Genomic DNA, 24,063 nt, shown 5'->3' with positions numbered 1-24,063 from the left:
TATGAGATCGTAAAATCAGAGAATGACCGAAACACTCCACTAAACCCCTACTTCTATCTTCGCAGTGAAGAGTTTTGGGTTCATGTCCCTACACAGGGAAATGAAACTGCAGTCGAGGCGCTCAGCAGCCCTCCATCCATTGGCAAACTCCCTCAATTAATTGCAGGTGCTCAACTTGATCCAGACCTATGGAACCTCATGCTAGACAAGGACACGCGAACTAGATTGCACGACGTCCTCATCTCGCGATATTTCCCTCAGTACAGAGACATCCTTCTGCACCCCCAAATGGCCGTTCCTATCATCAAAGAGGACAAGGAAGAATACCAAGCGCCAGGAAGATCAGCTGGCTTTAGACGCATTGTCGTCCAAGTATACGAACATCAATGTGCTGCGTGCGGACTCAGACTACGCCGTCCAGATGGAGCAACTATCGTGGATGCGGCACACATCATTCCATTCTCCGAAAGCCACAATGATCACCCTCGAAATGGTCTCGCTTTGTGCAAAAATCATCACTGGGCAATGGATCGATCTCTCATAGCCCCAAGCCCGGACTACCTTTGGTTGGTCAGTAAAGAACTCGATTCCCGCCAAGCCGGGGAAATGGAGCTCATGTCTCTGGCCAACAGACCGCTCATTCTACCCAAAGAAAAAGCCTACCACCCTCTTCCCGAGGCTCTCGAATGGCGAGAGCTACGTCTGGCATAGGCACGCCAGCCTTCCCCGCGGCATGCCGCCCACCTGAGTGAACAGGCCTTTTTATCCGATGTCGGGCACCTGTCGGGCACCTTGACATTTGATACCATGTCGGATAAATGTCTTTTTATCCGACATGGCGTATAAACCTATAAAATATCCGACACGATGAGCACTTACCTCTGGCAGGATCCTGCCTTTCCTCACTTTTACCACAACCCTGCTGTGGTAAAGCCTTTGGAAGAGGCGTTTCGTATCGAGGTGGCGGCGCTGGATAAGCGGCTTGCCCGGCTTGGCAAGGGCGGCCCCGGATTTGAGGATGTGTTGACTGAGGAAATTGTCGCCAACTCGGAAATTGAGGGAGTGATCCTGGACCGGGATTCGGTACACAGCTCCTTTGTCAGCAACCTGCCACCCGTTGAGGAAAAGGAACAGGGAGCCGTGGCATTGACCCGGATGGCATTGGCCCATTATGATGAACCATTGAACCATGGCCTGCTCCACACCATGCACCGTGAGATCTTGAGAGGGTCCAGGTTTCCAGAGGAATCTATCGGCTCTTATGTGGGTGACATGAAAATTGTCAGCGGCAACCGGCTCGATCAGGAACCCAAGGTCATTCACGAAGGCGTGAGCAAGGATCTGGTCCACGACAAGATGACGGAGTTCATTGAATGGTATAACCAATGCCCGGGCGACACACCGCTGGTGAATGCCGTGCAGGGGCATGTCCACTTTGAAACCATCCACCCGTTTTGCGATGGCAATGGCAGGATTGGGCGTAATCTGGTTCTCATGGGACTGTGCCGGGATCTTGGCAGAAACACACCGCTAGCACTGTCCCGGTCCTTTAACGCTGACCTGAAAAACTACTATCGACAGTTTGAGGCCGGGCTTGATTTGACCGACACGATTCAGCGTGTGAGTCCGCTGTTTCAGAGCGCCGTGATTGAGACCGGGAGGATTCTGGAACTAACGGCGTATCGGGCCCGGGTCTCGGATCAGATCGAGGATCTGAATGAACGCCAGATCAAGGTGCTTAACCGTCTCATCGACTACGAGCTGCGAGGAGGTTTCAAGGGGGGGCTTAATAATGCCAAGTATCAAAAGATGACAGGCATAGGAGACCGCACCGCTTTGCGTGATCTCGGAGAGCTTCATGCAAGGGGCTTGGTGGTGAAAGTCGGCCAGCTCAAAGGCACCCGCTACCATCTGAACATTCCGCATCTCGTGAAAAGCTTGCAAGCGCCCTCTTGAGATTCATTACCATCCCCCATCTCGCCGAAATCCCGGCCTCTGATCAAAACCTGTCAGACCCGTGTTCACGCCAGAACCGCGAGTATCTGCCGCGCCCGGCTCGCGCCCATGAAGAGCGTGAACCGATCATACGAGCCCATTTCTTGATGGGATGGATTGGTCACTCCCGCCAGGATAACGGCCTTCGAGTCCAGGCCTTTTGCCTTGTGGATCGAGCAATGGCGGATGCCTTTTCCTGATTCGTGGTGCCCGATCAGGGGATATTTTCCCAACTTATCGGTCTCGCCAATGACACTTCCCGCCAAGTCAGACCTGGCATACAGAACAAGGACTTCCTCCGGCACACAAAGCCCGTCACGCTCCCACTTGGACACAGTATCAGCAATCTGATCACGCAAGGCCCGGGTTTCATTTTCCGCTGTCTTTATCTCCACGGCCGGCCCCTCGGGAAGCTGTCGCCCATCGCCCAGCGACGCGATCAAGTCATCCGCTCCCTCCCCACGCAGGGATGTCAGGAAATCAAAGAGCGGCCGGGTGTAGCGCACGGAGCGTGCCAACCGAACGTAAACAGCCTGGGAGAGACTGGCACGGATTCGCTCAGGTTCAAATCCCGTGGAGGAACGGAACACCGGCCTCTGGGACTGGTCGTAAAAAATCGCCATCGGCGCGTCGCATTGGTCTTTTAACATGGCCCAGTAGATCGACCACCAACCGCAGGCGGCCTCGCGGAATTTGTTAGCCACCTCAGGATGCAACGAGGTGTCGTGATCCTGCCCTTCATCCACAACCAGGGCATCGTATTTTGTCAATGACTCGAAGTGGGCAAAGGAGCGCAGGGCCGCCAGCACCTTCGTCGGGAGCTCAACTTCGTAAAAATGACTCAGCACGTCCTTGGTCGCATCCCCAGGCGGAAGCAAGGCATCCAACGAATCACCCAAAATCGCCGCCGATAACTCCTCATAGTTTTTGACCACAATGTTGCCACCCCCAAGCAAACCGTGGCCTTTGTCACAAGCGACATCCATACGCAGCGTCCGGGTGAGCGCCCGGTTATAGGCGAGAAACAAAACGGTTTTCCCTTCGTTGGCGTAACGTCGCGCCTGTTCCATCGCATACCAGGATTTGCCGGAGCCGCAGCCGCCCTCGACCAGCAACTGCCGGTTTCCCTGAAGCATGTCGAGCATCTGATACTCTGAAATCAGCCGCTGCCTGAATCGCGCCTCCGTGTGGTCCAGGAAATGTTTCACCGACACCGGGTCACAGCCACCACCATAGATATCGAGGAACGCGTCCCTGGCCTCCTCCGTGACAGCTTGCACACCACCACCTCTAGCAGCCGGTTTAAAAAAGCGCATCATCGCCTGCCCCAGCAATGACAGGTCGGCCAGTTCATTTCCGGCCAACACCCCGTCACGGCTCAAGCCATGGCATCGGTCAGAATCCGGATTAGCGGTGACAGCGGGAAGCCCCAGAGCCTTGGCAACATAGAGTGACTGGGCGGGTGTCCCCTTGAGGGATTTAACGACCGAGATCCACTCCGCATCGAGCTGGGTGAGAGGGTTATCCCGGTGATCACCCTCCCATTGACCGGTTGCAGAGAACTGACGGGGAACCCCTCCCTTCACCTCCAGCACAAGCACCCCGCCAAATGGCGCGAGGATCAGGAAGTCCCCCTCCCTGCGCACATCATTCCTGTCGGTGTAGAAAAACCCCCATCGCACGACCCAGTCATCGGGCAGCCTCTGCAGGTGACGGGCTACCGCCACCTCACCTTCACTACAATGCTCCTCGGGCCGGTTTAAACTCCACACTGCCATCTTGCTGCTAGAGTAAGTAAGGATCAGCCCCGACGAAAGGGCAAAAAACTGGAAAACTGATCACCTGAACGGGCGACCAATCTCCTTGCCTTCCCCTCCGAGGACGGAACGCAAGCTGATGATCGCGGTGATTTCCACCGCTTCATCATGCGCTCCCTAACGGCATACCGTCATTCTCCTTCAGAGCCGGTCCCCGCAATCCCGCCGGTTCCCGTGTCATAATACATTGCCAGGACGGGCTTCGTCCTGACGCCCGGGGTGAGGCGATTCTCAGTCCGGGGTATTTACCCCAAACGCAAAGCCACGTTTCCATCCCGGGAACGTGGCTTTGCTTTTATCCAAACAACCAAACCCAAACCAACCATGAACACCACCATCACCAGAACCTCCCTCTATTTCCGCGAGGGAAACTCGGACAAGGAATACCACGTCGCCATCGAGCCGGAAGGCGAGGGCTACCACGTCACCTACGCCTACGGGCGGCGGGGCAACACCCTCACCACCGGAAGCAAGACACGGGACATTGTCGATCTTGCCGAGGCGACCTCCATCCACGACAAACTCGTCCGCCGGAAAATGGCCAAAGGCTACCGCCCGGCGGACGGAAAGGACCAGAAACCCGGGGCGATAACCCACGCCCGCGACTCGGGTGGGGACACCGGCATCCGCTGCCAGTTGCTCAACCCCGTCGATGAGGACCAGGTGCCGCGCCTCCTCACCGACACGCGCCACTGCCTCCAGGAAAAACACGACGGCCGCCGCCTCATGGTCCGCAAGACCGGCGGCGGGATCACCGGCGTCAACCGCCGGGGGTTAGTCGTCTCCGTGCCGACCGCCATCCGCGAGGCCGTCGCCAAACTCCCCGTGGACGCCCTGCTCGACGGCGAGGTTGTCGGCGGCACCTACCACGTCTTCGACCTGCTTGAATTGGACGGCCGCGACATCCGCAGCCACGGCTACCTCGGCAGACACGCCGGACTGCTCGCCCTGCTGCCTCCCGCTTGCGACGCCCTCCTATGGGTCAGCACGGCCATCGACCCCGATGACAAGGTCGCCACCTACCGGGAGCTGCGCCACGCCAACCGCGAGGGAGTCGTCTTCAAGGACATCGACGCGCCCTACAGCCCCGGGCGGCCCGCCTCGGGCGGCAGCCAGTTGAAACACAAGTTCGTCGAGACGGCCTCCTTCGTCGTCAGCGGCCACAACCGGGTGAGAAGCGTCAGCCTCGGCCTTTATGGCACCGGGGAGGAGTCGGACGCCCTCCTGCCGACGGGAAACGTCACGATCCCACCGAACCGCCGGGTGCCGCGAATTGGAGCCGTCGTGGAGGTCCGCTACCTCCACGCCTTCCCGGAAAGCGGCTCCATCTACCAGCCCGTCTACCTCCACGAGCGCAACGACATCCCCGCCGCCGACTGCACCACCGAGCAGTTGAAATACAAACCCGGGACAGCGCCCGCCTGACCCAAACGGCGGACAAGGGACAAACGCAAAAACACACCGCCACGGAACCCGGAAACGGGTTCCGTGGCCGGATTTTTTTTTACCCGGTTCATAACGGAACATTCGTCCCCCCCATGTCTGCGGGTCACAACACCCGGCTGAAACCCTTGTCCGGCGGCACTTCTCGCGAACCTTGTTAGAAATTTAGTTCAAGTAATTGAAACATTTAATTTTTCTGCACAATGAACGGTTTTGTGGTATTATCCGCGTTGACTTCTCTTTACAAAAATCCACCCCCCCGATGCAATGCCCTCCGACACTCACGACCAATACCTGCACGACCTCCAACCGCTTCTGAAGACCTTCACCGCCACCTCGCAAGGCGAGGGTGACGTCAACGCCGGGACCAATCTGCTGGTTGCCAGGGCGGTAACACTGGCGAACCTTGCCCGGCCCGGCAGCGGAATCCAGATGCCGGACGGAGTTCAAATGAAGGTTGGCTGTAGCCTGCTGGTCAGCGGCGGCCTGGTCTCCGGCCTCGTGCTGGACGGTGTTCTCGCCGAAGCAGGGCGGCAACAGAACATCCTGATCGCACATCTCCGGCGCGAGGCGGAGAACGCATTGATCGGCGCCAGAGAAAAGGGCCGGCAGCAGAATCCCCCGTCAACCGCGTTCCAAGACCTGTCCCTCATGGACGGACTCTTATTCAACAACCCGGCGAGACGGTTTGCTGTCTCGCTGCAATCTCCACCGCGTCCACTCATCAGGGACTTGGTGGCCCGCCCCAAAACAATCGTCACAACCAAAGGCCCCCGGGATCTCGAAAAGCAGTTGAGTTGCATCCATGAATGCCAACCTGTGGTGGCGCTCACCCTGTTTGATGACGCTGAGGCATCAGCCTACGCCCCCACCTGCAGATCATTGCTCGACGGCCTGTATCCGGTCGAGAGCACCGGGGAGACAGCCAAAGCCCAGCTCCTTGTCAACGACCCCACCGGAGTGGCCTCCAGGGTCGACTCCGGCACCGGGGGGAAGGCTGCGTGGCTCGGGCACATGGTCTGGCTGGTTGACAGCTCTGAGGGACCCGACGCAGCGGAGGCCACTTGCTCCGAAGGCAAATTATATCATTCCGACACCTCAGGTCGATTCCACCAGGCCCTCAACCTGGCGTTTTCCCACCGATTTGTCACAATTAAACCAGAGCCGTTGATACGTGACTTCGACCTGAAGACGGTGCAGTTCAGATGGGCGGCATTCCTGCGCGACATGGAGGGGCGGCTACCCGGCATTAGCGGCACGGCACGCAACCTGCTGGCAACCCTTGCATTTGGTTTGACGGAGCTTGCAAATGCACCAAACCACAACAAGCTAACCTTCACTCCCGAAGGCGTCGCGGCGTTGGGCCGGTGGGCGATACATCGCATGGCCAATGCCCGGGCGGCGATGCGTGACAGCACCAGGCAGGAACGGCTTCAGAACCTTGCGATCAAAATCATCGGCATGCTCGAGGACGCCCCCGTCGCCTGCCGCGATATTTACCGCAGCCTCGGTATTCCGGCTAATGACTGTAAAGAGGCGCTTCATGCCTTGGAAGCCGACGGCCTTGCCCGCCAGGCAGGCAATGGTTGGAAAAGAATCGGCCGGCGCTCCATTGAACGCAAATTTAAAGAAGCCCCGATCGATGTATGACCACGCCCCCCGAATATCTGGCCGCAGCCCTGTCAAACGGCACCCCGCCTGATTACCTCGAGTTTCTCAACCGGCCGATGCACGAGGCGCTCGGCGGGTTCATACACGACTGCTCGCCCGACCCCACAACACGGACAGTTGCCGCCACAGCCCTTACCATGAGCCTGTGGCAACTGCAGGGCACTGCGTTGACTCCTCATGTTCCCTCTCTGCTGTTGATACGTCCCCGGGGGGCCGGCCCTGACCCCATCGACGAATCCATCCGTCCGCTGGTTTACGATGATGATGATGATACGGGCGCACACGCGGCACCCGAAAAAGATAAATACACGCAGGGATACATGGCCACGCGGTCCATGCCGTTCTACCTGCGACAGCGTCGTGCCCTGGGGCGGTTGTCGCCGAACGCGGATTCCCTTACACAATCCGAAGCCAAGCTTTGCGAGAAACATTACTGGAGGGCGCAAGCCACCCTCCACGGCAACGGACTGAGCCGCTGCTATCGCAGGGCGTGGCATCCGGACCATGGCCTGCTGACGAGCAGGAGCCATCTAATCCTGCGGCTTAATGACGACGCGGACCGCAGCGACTTTTGCGGGGATTTCCTCGCCTCCTCGCCCAGGCTCTTGCAACCCGTGGGCTATGGCCCCGACCTCTTCCCCGCCCAGAAGAAGGTCTCATTCTCAGGGGCGTTGAGCACGGCATTATGGACAAAAAAACTCGCCGGGATGATGCTGGCCACGGCGAAACCCATCATTGTCCTGCCGCACACCACGGACGATCCTCTTGACGGGAAACACCTCAAATTGCTGAAATGTTTCGCATTCACCTGGCGTGCTGAACACCCCCTCCCTATCCATGCCAGCCTCCAACTGCCCAGCGACCCCTGGATCCGCGGCTACCACAATGCACTTCGCAAGCGTCTGGCTGTAATGCCGGTCGAAGTCGAGTTTGCAATGTTGCATACAATCCACAGCCTTTGGAAAGTCTGCGGGACAATCGTCACCTCAGCCTGTCGCCGGAATGTCGCATCCGACGAGTCCGTCGCACTCTGCAACGATCTCTATCGGCATACACTGCGGGGGGTGGTCATCGGCATGGCGGGCTATTCGTGGCATGGACTGGGACTTCCCCTGGACCCGGTGTGCGAGCCGCTCCGGGTAAAGGCGTCGAGAATCCTCGGGAAGCTCCGCAGCGCGGGACCGCTCAGCAAGACCGACCTGCTCAAAAACTTCCACCTCAAGAAGCTGGAGCGCGACATGCTGCTGCATCGGCTCACGGAGTCGCACCTCGTCAGGGTGGACGGCAGGCAGGTTGTCGCCACCACCCACCGGGAGTTCGTGGAGTGCCTGTATGCGGACGCGGAATTTCCGCCCGTCCAGAACCAGTGGGGTAAAGCGGTGTAACGGCGCTGTTCCGGCGCGGACACCAGCGACTGAAAAGCCGGGGGCTACGTTCAAGCGGGGCTGTTTTCGCATGCCCCCCGCAGCCGGCAAGCGGCTCATAACCAAGGAACCACCGGCGTTTCCAGCCACCGCCCCGGACATGCCGCTGCAAAATTTCGCATAAAAACGCCCCCCACCATCAGGAATGGCAAACATGGCTTGCTGACATCCATGACAACGCTGACACCGACTGACAATGGCCCGACAGCGTCAAAATTGTCCGTTTCTGTCAGAAGCCGTGCACGCAAAAAGGCTTGGCAGAACTTAACATGCCATCCCACACCTCCCTTGATGCGGAACCGCCGTGCTCTCAAAGAGATCATTGCCTCTCGGAAATACTCGATGACCCTCACCCTTCCGTGCCTTGCACACGCAGCACGGATTCCATGTTGCCTCAGCCGGGATCAGAGTTCCGTCACGACGGAGTCGTTGGCCTGCATGACCGCCGCGTCCAGCACTCCGCCAAAGTAGGCGAGCTTCAGTTCGACGGGGTCCATCATCGAGACTTTGCCCCGGTGCTGGTCTGCGATCCGACGAGCGAGATCCAGTTCCTCCGCGCAAACAACCTCCACGGCAAGCAGCCAAGGCGGGGCGGGAAAGATCCTCTCGTCGATAAAAGTGAAGGCAAGGCGTGTGATGTCCTCCAGGCTATGCCTTGTCTCCGCGTGGGGAAGCTTCTTCACCGTGGGCAACTTCATGCTGTGAAGGGATGCATTGAGCATGTAGCGCCCCCGCATGCACCTCCACGGGATGATTCGTCCCTTGCCCACCAAGTCATGGAAAGTGCTTGCGGGCATGGGTTTCTCGAAATAGCGGTCGAAAAACTCGCGGGTCACCACGAAGTCCGGGCCGTCGTATGCATTGGATTTCCTTTTCGGCACAACCGCATCATCTCCGATCATGTTTCAAATGGCACGGAAATTTTTACGGAGCCTGCACAGATGCGCGGACTGTGCCGGCGCTCGACAATCAAAAAACAGTTGCCAAAACAGTTGCCAAAAATGCACCGTTTTTCCGGATTTCGGCGGCAACTGGCGGATTCCGACGGATTTAAGAAAACTTGACCATATTACCTACAACCCTTATAAACAGATGAACACAGCCTGTTTCAATGGAGCCGCTGGCCGGAATTGAACCGGCGACCTATTCATTACGAGTGAATTGCTCTACCCCTGAGCTACAGCGGCCTTTTGGGGATGGGTCGGGGAGTTGTTTAGCATAGAAATGCCGGGTGGCAAGCGTAAGAATCATGGCAGGCTCGACAAATCATGCAGATGTTTTTAGCTTCCCGCCGTGAGCCTACCCATCCATCCTGATTTTCTTGAGATGTCGAAGAACCGACGGTACCTGCTGGGGGTTTCCGGTGGCCGGGATTCAATGGCTCTGCTTTATTCCCTGCTTGAGGCGGGCTATCGCAATCTGGTGCTGTGCCATTTGAACCATGGGCTTCGGGGCAGGGCATCGGGGCAGGATGCTGCCTTTGTTCGTCGCGTTGCCAAAAAACTGTCCCTCCCATGCATGACTGCACGGGTCGATGTGGGGCAGCTGGCAAGGGATCAGGGCGTGTCGGTGGAATTAGCAGCCCGCAGTGCGCGGCATCGGTTTTTCCGGCAATGCGCTATCGAACATCGTTGTCAGAGGGTTCTACTTGCGCATCACGCCGATGACCAGGCGGAGACGATTCTTTTTAATCTGCTGCGAGGCTCGAATGGTTTAAAGGGCATGCGGTTTTGTGTGCGTCATTCAGTCCTTGGCAAGGAACTGGAGATACTCCGACCATTACTCGGTGTCACCCGCGGAGACATTGACGACTACCTGGCACGCCAGCAGGTCAGCTACCGTGAGGATGCGAGTAATGCGGAGGCGATCGCGACCCGTAACCGCCTTCGCAACGAGGCCATCCCTCTGCTCAATGAGATGATGGGGCGTGACATCAGACCGGCGCTACTGCGTGCCGAAGCTATTTCCCAATCCCAACGGGTCGCCACGGGAGAACTGCTCGATACCCTTCAGCTTGAGGACCCGCAACAGAGGTTGTTTTTACCCAAACTCAAAAACCTCTCCCCTGCCCTTCAAACAACGGTGATTCACAGATACCTGAAGGAGAGGGGTATCGGTGACATCAACCACGACCTGTTATGCCGCTGTACCAGGCTGATCACCGATCCCTCCATGGCCAAGATCAATTTGCCGGGTGGAAAATTCCTGCGCCGGAAAGAAAAACGGATTTTTATCAGTTAGTTTATTATGCGTGCAATCATACAACGGGTATCCGAGGCCAGTGTCACCATCGATGGTGAGGTCTCCGGTAAGATAGGATCTGGATTTTTGGTTCTTCTGGGGATTGTCGACGGCGACGGGCCGGATGAGATCGAGTGGTTGATTGGAAAAATCGCACGCATGCGGATTTTTGCCGATGACGGAGGCAAGATGAACCGGTGTATCAAAGACGTGGGCGGCGAGCTGTTAGTCGTCAGCCAGTTCACCCTGCACGCGAGCACGAAAAAGGGTAACAGGCCGTCATTCATCAAGGCCGCCCGGCCTGACATCGCCATCCCGCTCTACGAGAAATTTCTGGCAATGGCGGCCAAAGAAATGGGCAAACCCTGCGCCTCGGGTGAGTTTGGCGCGGATATGAAGGTAGCACTTGTCAATGACGGGCCGGTCACCATTGTGATTGATACCGAGCTCAGGGAGTAGGGACTGGCGGCGGCAGTAATCAGTAATCAGTAATCAGTAATCAGTAATCAGTAATCAGTCGTCAGTAATCAGTCGTCAGTAATCAGTCGTCAGCCATCAGGAGTCGGGATATTGCAGATCTGGCAAAAAGGTCACTTTTTCAATCTTACTGCGGTGCCGCAATACGTGCAGTAGAACCACTTGAAGAACATGGCGTGCAAGGCTGTGGGAAAAATATACCCAATCACCGGAATGTGGTGGGCTTTCTTGTTTTTCAGGCATTTTTTCGGTGCAAACTGTCGCTGTCCGCATACCCGGCATCGGGCACCCAGTCCCCAGAACAGATAACAGAACGCCGACAGGACAAGCCCCGAGGAAAGGCCAATGACCCACCAGAACATGCTGTTCCCGCTCATCTGCTCATAAATGAGCAACCAGGGAATCCCCACCAGACAGGCCAACAGCATCAGCTCCACCCATGCTGCGAAGAACGCCGCCACCCTTACACTCATTGGGTCCGGGTGCAAGACCCCCCTGACAAACCGGCGAGACTCGGGGCGCAAGCCGGTATTCACTCCATCGCTTACAGCCACGGACTCTCTTGCCTGTCCTTTTTCCAATGGCTTGATGTGGTGATCACCTGACTCGGCCTCGCTGAAGTTCCGGATCCGGGAAACCATCAGTCCTGTGCGTTTAATCTCTGCTTCACGTCGCTGGGCCTTGGCGAGCCGGGCAGAGGTCATCACGTTGATTTCCACTTCACCCTTGCACTGGGTCAACAGCATCCCCTCCGGAATGTCTGCAACCGCGAGTTTGTGACGTCTGATCAACGATGGTTGTAGGGGAACGGCCTCGGGAGAAATGGCGAGCATTTCCTGGACTTCCGGATCCTCCTCGAAGTTCACCAGATTGGGGTCGATGTCAAAAGCGTAGCCATCACTTTCCTCCTCCGTTAGAGACTCATCCTCTTCTTCAGCGGCGCCATCCACCCCGTCCGGTCCGTGCTCTTCCCGGGCATCGTCAGACTCCTGGTCTGGCCCGGTGGCATCCTCCGAGACTACGGTCGCATGCCCCGATACCATTTTTTGCCATGCCTTGACATGGGTTTTGGTCGGGTTCTCCGGCATGATGTCCAGGGCCTTGTTGGCTTTGACCAGCTCATCAACAAGCTGTGCAGGATCGGCCCCGCTTAGATCATGGGTATTCAGATATCCCACGGCCTCCAGAAGCTCGGCAGCATCGGGGGGGAGACCGGTAATATCTTTAAGCTGGGCCATGGGTCGTTAAAGGATGATCAGGAAATGGATGACTGGAATCGTTGAATGGTTGGTATGCTCCGGATACGCGATCTAAACTAGCGAGCTTTCTGAAGGTGACAAGCAACTTTAAAACGGATGATTGGGAAATGGAAAAATGGATGACGGAACCAGGATCTCCCGTGAAAACTCATAACTCATTCAACCCAGCGCAGCACGCATTTCCTGGAGCTGGCCCAGCTTCTGCGCCCACTCGTCTTTACGGGCCTTCTCGCGATCGACGAGTTCGGCTGGCGCCTTGTCGACAAAGGCCGCATTGCCGAGCTTGGCCTCACACTTTTTCACCTCGGATTCGACCTTGGCGATTTCCTTGTCGAGTCGGCTTTTTTCCGCATCAACATCGATGAGGCCTTCGAGGGGCAGGTAAACCTCACCCACGTCCGTGACGGCGGCGGGGGTGCCTTTGGGCGCGTCGTAAGCGTCGAGGATTTCGATATCGCCACCGACGAGCAGCCCGAGAACATCCACCTCATTGACCAGCCACGGCACGGCTTTGATGATGATGAATTTCACATCCTTGCGTGCGGCGACGTTGTATTCGGCCTTGAGGTTACGCATTCTGCCGGCGGTGGTGTAAATGGCATCCGCCTGGGAGCCGGCCGACGGGTCGCCTGCTGCCAGTGGGGTGGCCGGGTAGGTTTTCTCCATCAGGAACTCCCCTTTTTCCAGGTAACCCATACGGGCAGAAAGCTCTTCAGTGATGTGCGGCATGTAGGGGTGAAGCAGCTGGAGGTAACGGCTCATCACAGCGTCGAAAACAGCGAGGGTGGTTGCGCGCGCCTCGGGGGTGGCCGAGTCGCGCAGATCCCCCTTGACCGCTTCGAGGAATTTATCGCAGAACTCACTCCAGAGGAAATCGTAGAGTTGCTGGCCGACTTCGTTGAAGCGGTAGTCGGCGTAGGCTTTTTCAAGGCTGGCCGCGAGGGTGTCAACCCTGTTAGCGATGTCGATGTGATACGGGCGAAGCCCACTGACAACTGACAACTGACAACTGGTAACTGCGGCTTCGCCGCTCATCTGACGGAACCTGCAAGCGTTGTAAAGTTTGTTGGCAAAATTACGACCTTCGGCAACCAACTGCTCGTCAAAGCGAACATCAGAACCGATGGGAGCCGTGCGCATCAGGCCAAAGCGGAGGGCATCGGCGCCGTATTGATCCATCAGGTCGATGGGATCAGGTGAATTGCCGAGCGACTTGCTCATTTTCCGTCCCTGGATATCGCGGATGATGGAGGTGAAGAAGACGTTTTTAAAGGGCAGTTCGTTTTCAAACCGGTAGCCGGCCATGATCATGCGGGCGACCCAGAAAAAGATGATGTCAGGGCCTGTTACCAGGTCAGTGGTCGGGTAGAACTTGGCGCGTGTGCGGTCATCCATGGTGGCAAACGGCCACAGCCACGAGCTGAACCAGGTGTCCATCACATCGCCGTCGCGCACCCAGTTTTCGCTATCGTCCGGGGCGTCGACACCGACGTAGATGTCGCCGGCCTCGAGGTCGCTGGAGTCGAGTGACTCGGCGCCTTGCAGGGTTTCGACTTTTTCCTTGCGGTACCAGACGGGGATCTGGTGCCCCCACCAGAGTTGTCGGCTGATACACCAGTCCTGGATGTTTTCCATCCAGTTGGCGTGTGTCTTGGCCCAGCGAGCGGGGCGGTAGGTGATTTTCCCATCGGCGACGGCATCGGCTGATTCCTTGACGCAGGGGTATTTCAGGAACCATTGCATGGAAATGCGCGGCTCAATCGGCACGTGCGCGCGCTCGGAGAAGCCGACGTTGTTGTCGTATTCCTCCACCCGGATGAGCAGGCCGAGATCCTCGAGCTTCTGGGCAGCCACCTTGCGGGCCTGGAAGCGGTCGAGACCGTCGAGGTCCGGGCAGTCGGGGCAGTTGACGGTGCCGTCGGGGTGGAAAACATCAATGATTTCGAGGTTGTGGCGCTGCCCGATCTCGAAGTCCGCCTTGTCGTGGGCGGGGGTGATTTTCAGGGCACCTGTGCCGAACTCGACGTCAACGTGGTCGTCGGCGATGACTTCGATTTCCGCCTCGGGGAAGGGACGGCGGACTTTTTTGCCGATGTACTTGGTGAAGCGTTCGTCCTTGGGGTTGACGGCGACAGCGGTGTCGCCCATCAGCGTCTCGGGGCGGGTGGTGGAGATTTCCAGAAACTCACCGGGGGAATCGACGAGTTCGTACTTCATGTAGTAGAGCTTCGATTTCTGCGGCTGCATGATCACCTCCTCGTCTGAAAGGGCGGTGAGGGAAACCGGGCACCAGTTGACCATGCGCTTGCCGCGATAGATCAAGCCTTGGTTAAACAGGTCGGTGAAGGTCTGCGCGACGGCGGCTGAGTAGTCGTCGTCCATGGTGAAGCGCTCGCGATCCCAGTCGCAGGAACAGCCAAGCCGTTTCAGCTGCTGGATGATGATGCCGCCGTGTTTTTCCTTCCATTGCCAGACGCGCTCGAGGAACGCCTCACGACCGAGGTCGCGACGGGTGACGCCTTCATTTTCGCGAAGTTCACGCTCGACCTTGGCCTGGGTGGCGATACCTGCGTGGTCGGTGCCGGGGAGCCAGAGCACTTCCTTGCCTTGCTGGCGGGCGCGACGGCAGAGGATGTCCTGAATGGTGTTGTTGAGTACGTGCCCGAGATGGAGAATACCGGTGACATTGGGTGGTGGGATGACGATGGAATAGGCCTCTTTTTCAGAAGTCTCATCGGCATGGAAACAACCGTTCTCGAGCCATGCGGAATACCATTGTTTCTCGACGGCTTGCGGTTCGTAGGCTTTGGGCAGCTCGGACATGGCGCGGGTTCTGCCAAAGACGCTTGTATTTGTAAAGGGCGCTTCCGCTTAAACTCCAATTTTGCTTGCGCCTGACCTCCAGGTTTCCCCCTTGATCTTAATGATTGGCATCGGTGATCAAATGCATTCGATTTCCCTGGAGCACACGGCCTTCGCTGACTTCGCTGTCCACTTTCTTGGCGGTGGCCGGGTTCATCGCCACCGGACAATCGTCCTTATGACGGCAGAGGCTGGAATGAGCAAACGGCAGGGCAATTGGCCGGATGATTACGATCAAGACTGAAGTAATTCCCGCTGCCTGTTTTGATCACTGATCCTTCCTTTTGAGGAGGATTACTCTACAACCGATGCGTTGTGACTCAACGAGGATACTCATGCATTCTCCAGCCTTTTCACAAATACGCATGGTATGTCCAGCCCCCCCACTCGTAGGTTTCTGAGGGTTTTATCCGGATAAGTAATTACCAGAGCTCTGGCCATTCGGCCCAACTCTTCAGCCCGCTCCAGGGAAACACTCCGGGTCCCCTCGAGCAAAACAGCGGCATTGGGTGGAAAATGGGATAAATCGGGTGGAGAAAGAGCCATGGGGGGGCTGGTTGGCAGTGTGGGACATCTAGTGTGATACCCCCAACAGCACAACCCTGGTCGTTTTTATCCGATTAACTTTTTCAACGCTCGATTGGATGATCGAAAACTAACAATTCTGACGTCGAGACCTGAGTCGGCATGGATTCGGAGAGCCCGATCAATCGCGTCAATAATCCATACGGACTCATTCCCGAATGCTCCCCCTCCCAGCAAAGTCAGAAACACTTTGTTGTTTCCCGTCTTTTGCGCATTCAGAATTGCAGCACACAGGGTCGCCTCATATGCGGCCTCAAGTATCAGCACAGCAAAGTCTCTCCACATCTCGGAGCAGTGGGATGAGTAGGCAACCGGCAGGGCGGAGCAATAGGTCTGACTGACTAAATGGGAACAATCCCCAAGAGTGACCTGGGTGTCCCACTGAAGTCCCACCTTGAGATGGCCCCGGAGCTTGTCCAACTCGTCTTTTGTTGATTCCTGCAATCGCCTGGAAATCTCATCCAGCCCGTCTGCGGATGCCAACGCGTATCCGTTACGCATCTTCCATAGGCGTTCATCCGTATTCTGGAGCGCCTTGCCGAGGTCTGCCAGGCAATCGATCTGATTCGACGCACTCTGACCAATCTCGCCGTTGGTCTTGGCAAAATAGTTTCGATAGATGGTTCCGGCTCCTGCAGCAATGGCGCATGCCGGCCCCTGTGTATAATCATTTTCATAAATGCCGACTCCCTGCTCAGGAGTCACAGCCGGGGAGACCATCTCCAGAAGATTGAATTGCGAAGCTACCTGGAAGAGAGCCCCTGAGTTCGCTGGATTCGCATGCAGCTCTTGAACGTTTGCAACGTCCTCAGTCACGCGCAGAGGTGAATTCGTCGCAATCGATTCAATTCGCTTTCTTAGATCGCCAAGTTTAACGATCTCCAAGGTTCCGCACTCCCAACTTCTCCCGTTCACCGACGATTTGATTTTTGTATCCGACAACTCAAGCTGTTGCCTTACATCAACAGGAGATGTCTCTGTAAAACCTGTTAATTGTTCAAACCACATAACGTAATTCAAGGTATCAGACATTTAAAGGGGCAGGGTAAAAAATATTCATACCACCAGGGCACTACTTTCGATACTTTCGCACAATCTCAGCAGCCTCCTGTTTCACCGCATCCCGCAGCCTCTCCGGCTTCAGCACTTTAGCGCACGCCCCCCAGCTGAGCACCAGGAGCTTCACTTCCTCAAGATTACCCAGCTGCATACTTAGCTCCACCCTGTCGCCGAGATCATCCATTACCCGGGTCGTCTGGGTCGGATGCCAGAGTCGTTCCTGGACAATACGAGCCATCCATCCGGTCACTTCGATAACAACTTCAACAGGTCCGGCCTCATTATGATCCCACACCCCAATACTACCTCCAAGATGCTCTCCAATCTGAAAATCCTCAGGACGCTCAAAGGTGGTTTTCAAAACACTCAACCCCTTGATTCTCTGAATGGCAAAGGTGCGCAAACCATCACGCATCACATCGTGGCCGACCACATACCAACCGCCGTCGATCTCACCCACGTGATACGGTTGTAGCCTGCGCTTGATCGATTCTTTGTCCCCGAGCTTACGGTAGGTAAAACTAACCTCCCGCTGGTTCAGCACAGCCTCGGCCAATTTACCGAACAAGGTCAGATCCGCATCCACCACCCCGGTTTCCTTGACGGTAAACACCTGATCCACACTGCTCCAGTTCATGTTGACCTTGCCGTCGAGCTGCCGGGTCAGGCGCTCAAACGCCGGCTTCAGGGCCTCGGCCAACTTGGTCCCCTGCACGCTTTTCATCGCATGCCGGGCCAGGAACAACGCCGCCAAATCCTCAACCTGGGCCTCGAACACAGGAAAATTACTTACGTCCCCGGTAAACTCATAACCGTGCATGGTCTTGTTATACTCAAGCGGCAAGCCCAACTGATCCCTGATGAAGTTCACGTCCCTCTGAACCGTCTTCTGCGTGACCTCAAGCCTCTCCGCCAAGCTACGGCAGTTCGGATACCCGCCGCCATTGACCGCATCCACAATCGCATAAATACGCCGCATCTGCACCTTGCCTCCTCCGCTGAATCCACTCATCGTTTAACGACTAACAAATAACCGACATCCCAGCAAGACATTATCACCCTCTTAATGTCCCACCCTGGCTATTATTGTATAATTATGAAACGCAGAAACATTCTTGTACTTATGGCTGGCCTCCCCCTAGTGCCGGTTAGGCTATCTAGCTCGACGGCTACTCGCGAAACCATATCTAGAGATACGGGTGCAGTTCCTGGCCCACATTTACAGGATTGGAAAATGCTTCCACGTTACCCAATCAATCAGTCAACTGATTCCGTTACCCGCCGAATGATAGCAGCGACACATGACCAGGAGCCAGTCACGTTTTCCTATGCAGGAGGTTCCTCTCCCGGACAGATTCGTATGGCCAGCATTGAGTCGGTATTTCATACCGGAGACCCGTCCCGACTCCACGTATCCGCATACTGCCACCTCCGCAGACAACATCGTATTTTCCGTATCTACAGAATTTCGAATATTACTTCATGACCCCATTTACCAATCAGCCCCAAGCCAACCAACATCAGGCTAACAGGTTCGACACTCAATCATCAGAGCAAAGGTGAAAACATCATCGATGGACTTATCAGACTTTGGATAACAGCCGTCCCTGAAGCAATAAGTTTTAAGGCATGTCTATTTTCCAGCCCAACGATAAATTTGTCTGCATAGACGACACCCCGATCCCGACCAAGCGCCAAAAAGGACAGACTTTCGCTGATTTCAGCCTTCCCGGAGGAACCATCGAGAAAGGTAAAGTCTATTGCGTCAACCATGTGAGACTTCGCACTGACGGGCGTGTAGCCATCGGTATTGTGGGCAAACCAGCCTTTGATAACGGAAAGGTAGTTTTGTGGAATGGCGTACGCTTTCGCAAGGTGCAACGCAGAGAACGCAAGGGATCCTAACATGCACAGGGGGGATACCGAATATGCATTTTGTTCTGGTTCGCAATAAAAAGACCTTGGCTCATTTAGCATCACCCATCAAATGTCCCATGTAGGCTGTCATTGTTCATGCATGAATAACAAACTCACAGAAATCGCCTACATCCTCGACCGCTCAGGCTCCATGCAGCCGCTCGTCGAGTCCGCCATCACCGGATTCAACTCCTTCCTCAAGAACCAGCAGGAAACTCCCGGAGACGCCAACTTCACCCTGGTTCTTTTCGACGACGAATACCTGCTTCACGCCGACCGCACACCGATCGCGGAAGTCCGGCCCCTCGACGCCAATACCTATGTCCCCCGTGCTTGCACCGCACTACTTGATGCCATCGGTCGAACCGTTGACAACATCGGCAAAAAGCTCGCCAAGACCCCCGAAAAGGATCGTCCCGGCAAGGTCATCATCGCCATCTACACCGACGGATACGAAAACGCCTCCACCGACTACTCCGTGCGCAAGATCAGCAAGATGATCCGACACCAGACTGACAAATACGGCTGGGAGTTCCTCTTCCTCGCAGCCAACGAGGACGCCATCGCCACCGCCTCGTCCTACGGCATCGACCGCAAGAATGCCTCGGAGTTTCACTTCAGCGAGGTAGGCCACAAGGCGACCTCGTCCAGCATCTCCCGCAAGGTCATGGCCCACCGCAGGATGATGCAAGAATGTGCATCTCCCAAGGATGCGGAAGACCTGAAAGCCGACCTTGCTCAAATCGTGAAGGAGGAAACCGAGAGACACTCGGAGTAGGCCTAGGCCCCTCTGAAAGCCCGGACATCCTCTCTGCTTTTTCCAGGGTGTGTTGACGACTCCGGTGCGGAAGCTCGCGTGTGTGTGGAGCCTCTGCACCGGCATGCCCCATGCGCCTCAGTTATCCTCCCACCCTCCAATGTTCCCTTGCCCCCTGATTCCCCCCACCATGCAAAGCCCCGCAGAAACACTCAAGGCCCTGAAGTCAGTCATCTCCATCCGGGGAAACAAGCTTGTCTTCCGTGCACACCTGCGCGGAAAGCCACGCGTGTGGGTGGCAAAGTCAGGCCCGGATCCCAGGGCATGGAGCCGTCCCGACTCAAAGAAACACACCTCACCAAGCTCAGGCTGGATCCCCTCGCGTGTGCCGCTCGACCGGCTCCTCATCGCTCCAGATCACCTGCGAAAACAAATCAACCAGTGGAAATCCGACCTCATTGAAAACCGCCGACTCCGCTACTTTGGCGACGACCCGGATGGCTGGGAACGCCAAAATACCAGGCAAGAGATTACCCGGCTCCGCCATAGCTTCAAAAAATCCCAGAAGCACTACCGGGATTTCATACATCGTTACTTCTCTTCCAGCTCACCGGAACACGAGAAGGCACACAACCCAGAGATTATCACCATTTCAGAAAGGCGCGAGGAGTCCTATTTCGCCCTCAGAGATAGAATCTCCGACCTGTGCTCACAACACTACCACAAACGCACCACGATGGATAACGTATGGATACACTGGTGCAGATTATCGTCAGCCAAACCCTCAACCAGCAAAACATCACTACGCCCTGGCTACTACTACTGGCATCCGGCCCACCCCCAAACCAACACCTACCTGCTGATTCAAAGCGAATTAATGCAACGCATCCGCAAGGCAAAAGCGCTGCTCAATTGGCTCGAGTTTTTCCCTGATGACTCGCTCAATTTCGCCTATGAAAGGCGACTCAGAAAAAGACGCTGGCACCTGATGAATCTCTGGATCCGAGTCCCGGGAAGCCGCGATCTGTTCAAAGACTGTCCACCCCTCGCGTTCATGCTCGCATCGTGCTGGGTGTTCCGGGGCAAGAGAGACAAAAACCAATACCGGGCCATGCGCACACTCGTGAAAGGAAAGAGGGGCAACATTCTCAAGTGGCTTTGCTTTCCATCCGGCAGCGATGTGCAGTCCGTCCTCCGCAAGCTGAACTACCAGTGTATCTCATGCCAGGAACTGACGTTGCTGCGCTACCTCATCGACAATAAACCCGAGATAGCCAAATGGCTTAAAGAAGTGGATGCCCGCATTATCACGAGAGCTCTGCTCTTCCTCCGTTCATTTCCTATCAATCGGATGGTCGGCCCCGGCGACCCCTTCCTGACGCCATCACTACAACTGTTCAGAACCTTCATCAAGGAGGAACTCCCCGACTCCTGTCGGTATTACACAGGAGACAGCATCAATCGACTATTCACCGACAGCCTGCGCATGATCAAGCAGCTTCCCACCGGAAGCAGGAACCGAGCATCCCGCCGACTGAGTCGCATCCAATCCCACCGCAAACTCAAGGAATTTCATGATCGTCTGGCAAACGACCCGGTGCACATCGCAGACCGGGCGAACCACATGGCCTCTATAGACAACTTCATTAAGAACAAGTTCCCCGTCTCCCCCCCGTTCCGAGATACCCCCGCAAACTGGACGCCCCTCATCACCCTGGAGAGCATCGCCAGGGAAAGCCTGGAAATGCGTCACTGCCTCTTCGCGGCCTATATGGAAGAGATAGCAGTCGGCAACTACTTCGCCTATGCCATTACCACCCAATCAGGCGCACGGGCAACTCTGGGACTACAAAGGGGGGATTCCGGCTTATGGCGTTTTGAGCAAGTAAGCGGAAAAAGTAACGAACCCATCACGGGGGACGACCGGACACAGATACTCAACGAACTCATGTCCCTGATCCGCGCCAACCAGCAACCAACCCGGACCGCAACACGAAGTGCCAGCGACGCCTCTCCAAATCCCGTCGCCGCCGCATGCGACTCACCTCAGCCACACTTTGAACGAGATCCCCTTATCACAGACGCCCTGCAACTCTTTGCGGCCAATCTGTAGCCACAACTCCCTTTCTTGCCATCGTCCACTCCCCCTGATAAATCTCAGATGACCATCATGACTGCATCCCTCCCCATTAAAGTCGCCACATGGAATCTCGAATGGGCAGAAGTAAAGCAAAAGCGTAGCCCCCATATCGAGAATCTGGTGGATAGTTCTACACCCGATGTCTGCTGCTTCACCGAAGTGACGACCGGTTTCATCCCCCATGATGGGCATGTCATCACCTCTGGCCCGGACTATGGCTACCCCAACCCAAAAGGCCTGCGGCGCAAGGTGATCCTATCAAGCTCCCAGCCATGGAAAGGTGTCAGCACACACGATACATCCAGCATGCCTCCCGGAAGATTCATCGCCGGAGTTTCGCATGGCATACGGTTCATCAGAGTCTGCATCCCGTGGCACGACGCCCATGTCTCCACAGGCCGCAAAGACGCCAAACGATGGGATGAGCACCGACGCTATCTCCGAGCCCTCGAGCAGATCCTCAATGATTACTCAACTCGCTCAGAACCCATCTGCCTCCTAGGCGACTACAATCAACGAAGCCCAAAAGGCTGGCAGCCTCAGGATGTATTTGAGCTACTCCACCAAACCCTTCGTTCTTTGGAATTTCATACCGCTGATATTCAAGACTCGGAGGGCAATTACTTCATCGACCACATCACCACTAGCAGCAGCCTCAAATACAACATCGAAGGGCACTATCCCAAAAAACTTAACCGCATCAAACTCTCCGATCACAGTGGTCATTATGGCACGCTCTCACATCAATCACCACCCTAACTAACTTCCCTATGCGAAGCCTCTCCAAATCCAAGATCATGGCCTATCGCCAATGTCCAAAACGGCTCTGGCTAGAAGTCCATAAACCTGAACTCCGTGATGACTCAGCTTCCGAGCATGTGTTTACCATCGGCAATCAAGTTGGCGAGTTGGCCCAAGAAATCTACAACACTGATGGTTCGGGAAAGCTGATCGACATCAACGCACTCGATTGGCCCGAGGCCTTTGCCCGCTCAGAAGCACTGCTCAAGGATGGTAACTCCATCGTTTTTGAAGCCGCTATGCAGGCCGATGGCGCCCTCGCCCTTGCCGACGTCATGATCCCTAACAATGACAGTGGCAAACTTCGTTGGGATATGATCGAAGTGAAGTCGGCCGCCAGCGTCAAGGACTACCACCGCGACGATGTTGCCGTGCAGTGCTACATCGCAACTGCGGCGGGAGTGAATCTCTCCTCCGTATCCCTCGCCCACATCGACAACACCTTTGTCTATCAGGGCGACGGCAACTACCGGGGTTTGTTTTTTGAAGCCGACCTCACCACCGAGGCCATGTCACGCCACGACGAGGTCAAACAATGGCTCGATGGCGCACAGCAAACCGCTGCTCGGGAAACCGAACCTGACATACGCACCGGCCCACACTGTTCCTCCCCCTTCAACTGCCCGTTCATCGCCCACTGCCAAGGCCAGGAACCACAAGCCGAATTCCCCACCTCCTGTCTACCTCGTTTAGGAGCTAAAAAAGATCAACTCGCGGCAGAAGGAATCATCGAGCTGACAGACGTGCCCGACGGCATGCTCAACGCCCAGCAGGCGATGGTCAAACAACACACCCTCGCCGGCACCACCTACTTCGATGCCGAGGGCGCAACACGTGAGCTGTCGAAATATACCGTCGCCGGTGCCCCCCATTACTTTCTCGACTTCGAAACCAGCAACTCCGCCGTCCCCATCTGGAAAGGCACCCGCCCCTACCAGCAAATCCCCTTCCAGTTCAGCCTGCACACCCTGCAACCGGACGAAACACTCAACCAGGAAACCTTCCTCGACCTGTCAGGAGATGATCCCCGCCGACCACTCGCCGAAGCACTTGTCAGAACCTGTGGCACAGCAGGCCCCATCTTCGCTTACTATGCCCCCTTTGAAAAAAGGGTGATCCGCGAACTGGCACAACAATTCCCTGACCTCAGCAATGCGTTGGAATCCATCATCGACCGGATCGAAGACCTCCTACCGGTCGCAAGGAACCACTACTACCACCCCAGCCAACACGGCAGTTGGAGCATCAAGGCTGTCCTCCCCGCCATCTGCCCCGACCTCACCTACAGCGACCTAGACGGCGTCCAGGACGGCAACATGGCCGTCCAAGCCTACCAGGAAGCCATCAACCGGGACACCACCGCCGAGCGTAAATCCGAGATCCACCAACAACTCGACCAATACTGCGCCCTCGACACCCTCGCCATGGTCCGGCTGTGGGAATTTTTCATGGGGGCTTCCGCTTAAACTCCAAAAACCCAATAACACCCTTCCGTGGATTCCGTTCCTTCCAGCCTGCCCGACGTGGCCAAGAAGGCTAAGGAGGGTGGTTTAAAAATGAATGAACAGCCCAGGTAAAAAATCCTGTTCATCCTGGTCAGCCTGTCTAAATAAAC

Annotated in this window: 19 protein-coding genes and 1 tRNA gene; 11 read left to right on the top strand and 9 right to left on the bottom strand. The window is 56.2% G+C overall.

All coding sequences use genetic code 11. The features are described 5' to 3' along the window. On the top strand, positions 1 to 711 hold a 711-nt coding region (locus H7A51_19320; GenBank protein MCP5538370.1), incomplete at its 5' end, for an HNH endonuclease. A gap of 156 nt (positions 712 to 867) precedes the next feature. After that, positions 868 to 1,956, top strand: a complete 1,089-nt coding sequence (locus H7A51_19315; protein MCP5538369.1) for a Fic family protein — start codon at positions 868 to 870, stop codon at positions 1,954 to 1,956. Between the two features lie 65 nt (positions 1,957 to 2,021). Here the strand turns inward: H7A51_19315 and H7A51_19310 are convergent, their stop codons facing one another. Then, a complete protein-coding gene (locus H7A51_19310; protein ID MCP5538368.1) occupies positions 2,022 to 3,773 on the bottom strand; it encodes an NERD domain-containing protein in 1,752 nt (583 codons plus the stop codon). Positions 3,774 to 4,136: 363 nt separating this feature from the next. On the opposite strand from H7A51_19310, the gene H7A51_19305 reads away from it, so the two are divergent. The 3 genes from H7A51_19305 (at position 4,137) to H7A51_19295 (ending at position 8,311) form a co-directional block, all read left to right on the top strand. Beyond that, on the top strand, positions 4,137 to 5,237 hold the full coding sequence (locus H7A51_19305) for a WGR domain-containing protein (protein ID MCP5538367.1): 1,101 nt from the start codon (positions 4,137 to 4,139) through the stop codon (positions 5,235 to 5,237). Between the two features lie 285 nt (positions 5,238 to 5,522). Next, a complete protein-coding gene (locus H7A51_19300) occupies positions 5,523 to 6,905 on the top strand; it encodes a hypothetical protein (protein MCP5538366.1) in 1,383 nt (460 codons plus the stop codon). Then, positions 6,902 to 8,311, top strand: coding sequence for a hypothetical protein (locus H7A51_19295; GenBank protein MCP5538365.1), 1,410 nt, complete (start codon positions 6,902 to 6,904; stop codon positions 8,309 to 8,311). The genes H7A51_19300 and H7A51_19295 overlap by 4 nt, the downstream gene beginning before the upstream one ends. Positions 8,312 to 8,754: 443 nt before the next feature. On the opposite strand, the gene H7A51_19290 is transcribed toward H7A51_19295, so the two are convergent. Beyond that, positions 8,755 to 9,252, bottom strand: coding sequence for a hypothetical protein (locus H7A51_19290; protein ID MCP5538364.1), 498 nt, complete (start codon positions 9,250 to 9,252; stop codon positions 8,755 to 8,757). Between the two features lie 210 nt (positions 9,253 to 9,462). After that, a tRNA-Thr gene (locus H7A51_19285) sits at positions 9,463 to 9,537 on the bottom strand. A gap of 106 nt (positions 9,538 to 9,643) precedes the next feature. Here H7A51_19285 and tilS point away from each other — a divergent pair. Then, entirely contained in the window at positions 9,644 to 10,591 is a 948-nt protein-coding gene (gene tilS, locus H7A51_19280) for a tRNA lysidine(34) synthetase TilS (protein MCP5538363.1), read from the top strand. A gap of 6 nt (positions 10,592 to 10,597) precedes the next feature. Next, positions 10,598 to 11,050: a D-tyrosyl-tRNA(Tyr) deacylase gene (locus tag H7A51_19275; GenBank protein MCP5538362.1), complete on the top strand. Its 453-nt coding sequence runs from the start codon at positions 10,598 to 10,600 to the stop codon at positions 11,048 to 11,050. A 131-nt stretch (positions 11,051 to 11,181) separates the two neighbouring features. Here H7A51_19275 and H7A51_19270 read toward each other — a convergent pair whose 3' ends face one another. The 6 genes from H7A51_19270 to H7A51_19245 form a co-directional block, all read right to left on the bottom strand. Next, on the bottom strand, positions 11,182 to 12,306 hold the full coding sequence (locus tag H7A51_19270) for a DUF4332 domain-containing protein (GenBank protein ID MCP5538361.1): 1,125 nt from the start codon (positions 12,304 to 12,306) through the stop codon (positions 11,182 to 11,184). A gap of 180 nt (positions 12,307 to 12,486) precedes the next feature. Continuing rightward, positions 12,487 to 15,150 (bottom strand): valine--tRNA ligase, encoded by a 2,664-nt coding sequence (locus H7A51_19265; protein ID MCP5538360.1) that lies wholly within the window; start codon positions 15,148 to 15,150, stop codon positions 12,487 to 12,489. A gap of 97 nt (positions 15,151 to 15,247) precedes the next feature. Further along, a complete protein-coding gene (locus H7A51_19260; protein ID MCP5538359.1) occupies positions 15,248 to 15,427 on the bottom strand; it encodes a hypothetical protein in 180 nt (59 codons plus the stop codon). A gap of 374 nt (positions 15,428 to 15,801) precedes the next feature. After that, positions 15,802 to 16,782 carry a hypothetical protein gene (locus tag H7A51_19255; protein MCP5538358.1) on the bottom strand — a complete coding sequence of 327 codons (981 nt, stop codon included), beginning with the start codon at positions 16,780 to 16,782 and terminating at the stop codon, positions 15,802 to 15,804. Between the two features lie 64 nt (positions 16,783 to 16,846). Next, positions 16,847 to 17,845, bottom strand: a complete 999-nt coding sequence (locus tag H7A51_19250) for a WYL domain-containing protein (GenBank protein ID MCP5538357.1) — start codon at positions 17,843 to 17,845, stop codon at positions 16,847 to 16,849. Positions 17,846 to 18,381: 536 nt separating this feature from the next. Then, positions 18,382 to 18,741, bottom strand: a complete 360-nt coding sequence (locus tag H7A51_19245; GenBank protein ID MCP5538356.1) for a hypothetical protein — start codon at positions 18,739 to 18,741, stop codon at positions 18,382 to 18,384. A gap of 109 nt (positions 18,742 to 18,850) precedes the next feature. Between H7A51_19245 and H7A51_19240 the strand changes: the two genes are divergently transcribed. The 4 genes from H7A51_19240 (at position 18,851) to H7A51_19225 (ending at position 23,914) form a co-directional block, all read left to right on the top strand. Continuing rightward, entirely contained in the window at positions 18,851 to 19,528 is a 678-nt protein-coding gene (locus tag H7A51_19240) for a VWA domain-containing protein (protein MCP5538355.1), read from the top strand. A gap of 169 nt (positions 19,529 to 19,697) precedes the next feature. Then, entirely contained in the window at positions 19,698 to 21,620 is a 1,923-nt protein-coding gene (locus H7A51_19235) for a hypothetical protein (protein MCP5538354.1), read from the top strand. Positions 21,621 to 21,677: 57 nt separating this feature from the next. Beyond that, the gene (locus H7A51_19230) at positions 21,678 to 22,406 is read left to right on the top strand and encodes an endonuclease/exonuclease/phosphatase family protein (protein MCP5538353.1); all 729 of its coding nucleotides are present in this window, start codon (positions 21,678 to 21,680) and stop codon (positions 22,404 to 22,406) included. Positions 22,407 to 22,417: 11 nt separating this feature from the next. After that, positions 22,418 to 23,914, top strand: a complete 1,497-nt coding sequence (locus H7A51_19225; protein MCP5538352.1) for a DUF2779 domain-containing protein — start codon at positions 22,418 to 22,420, stop codon at positions 23,912 to 23,914. The last annotated feature ends 149 nt before the right edge of the window (positions 23,915 to 24,063 follow it).

This window comes from Akkermansiaceae bacterium (genome assembly GCA_024233115.1).
Lineage (GTDB): Bacteria > Verrucomicrobiota > Verrucomicrobiia > Verrucomicrobiales > Akkermansiaceae > Oceaniferula.
This window is presented reverse-complemented; position numbering and strand designations above follow the sequence as displayed.

What these genes read in the sequence shown, in the direction of transcription:
- H7A51_19315 (MCP5538369.1), top strand. Translation starts at nt 868, where the DNA reads ATGAGCACTTACCTCTGGCAGGATCCTGCCTTTCCTCACTTTTACCAC.
- H7A51_19310 (MCP5538368.1), bottom strand. Translation starts at nt 3,773, where the DNA reads ATGGCAGTGTGGAGTTTAAACCGGCCCGAGGAGCATTGTAGTGAAGGT.
- H7A51_19305 (MCP5538367.1), top strand. Translation starts at nt 4,137, where the DNA reads ATGAACACCACCATCACCAGAACCTCCCTCTATTTCCGCGAGGGAAAC.
- H7A51_19300 (MCP5538366.1), top strand. Translation starts at nt 5,523, where the DNA reads ATGCCCTCCGACACTCACGACCAATACCTGCACGACCTCCAACCGCTT.
- H7A51_19295 (MCP5538365.1), top strand. Translation starts at nt 6,902, where the DNA reads ATGACCACGCCCCCCGAATATCTGGCCGCAGCCCTGTCAAACGGCACC.
- H7A51_19290 (MCP5538364.1), bottom strand. Translation starts at nt 9,252, where the DNA reads ATGATCGGAGATGATGCGGTTGTGCCGAAAAGGAAATCCAATGCATAC.
- H7A51_19275 (MCP5538362.1), top strand. Translation starts at nt 10,598, where the DNA reads ATGCGTGCAATCATACAACGGGTATCCGAGGCCAGTGTCACCATCGAT.
- H7A51_19270 (MCP5538361.1), bottom strand. Translation starts at nt 12,306, where the DNA reads ATGGCCCAGCTTAAAGATATTACCGGTCTCCCCCCCGATGCTGCCGAG.
- H7A51_19265 (MCP5538360.1), bottom strand. Translation starts at nt 15,150, where the DNA reads ATGTCCGAGCTGCCCAAAGCCTACGAACCGCAAGCCGTCGAGAAACAA.
- H7A51_19255 (MCP5538358.1), bottom strand. Translation starts at nt 16,782, where the DNA reads ATGTGGTTTGAACAATTAACAGGTTTTACAGAGACATCTCCTGTTGAT.
- H7A51_19250 (MCP5538357.1), bottom strand. Translation starts at nt 17,845, where the DNA reads ATGAGTGGATTCAGCGGAGGAGGCAAGGTGCAGATGCGGCGTATTTAT.
- H7A51_19245 (MCP5538356.1), bottom strand. Translation starts at nt 18,741, where the DNA reads ATGTTAGGATCCCTTGCGTTCTCTGCGTTGCACCTTGCGAAAGCGTAC.
- H7A51_19240 (MCP5538355.1), top strand. Translation starts at nt 18,851, where the DNA reads ATGAATAACAAACTCACAGAAATCGCCTACATCCTCGACCGCTCAGGC.
- H7A51_19235 (MCP5538354.1), top strand. Translation starts at nt 19,698, where the DNA reads ATGCAAAGCCCCGCAGAAACACTCAAGGCCCTGAAGTCAGTCATCTCC.
- H7A51_19230 (MCP5538353.1), top strand. Translation starts at nt 21,678, where the DNA reads ATGACTGCATCCCTCCCCATTAAAGTCGCCACATGGAATCTCGAATGG.
- H7A51_19225 (MCP5538352.1), top strand. Translation starts at nt 22,418, where the DNA reads ATGCGAAGCCTCTCCAAATCCAAGATCATGGCCTATCGCCAATGTCCA.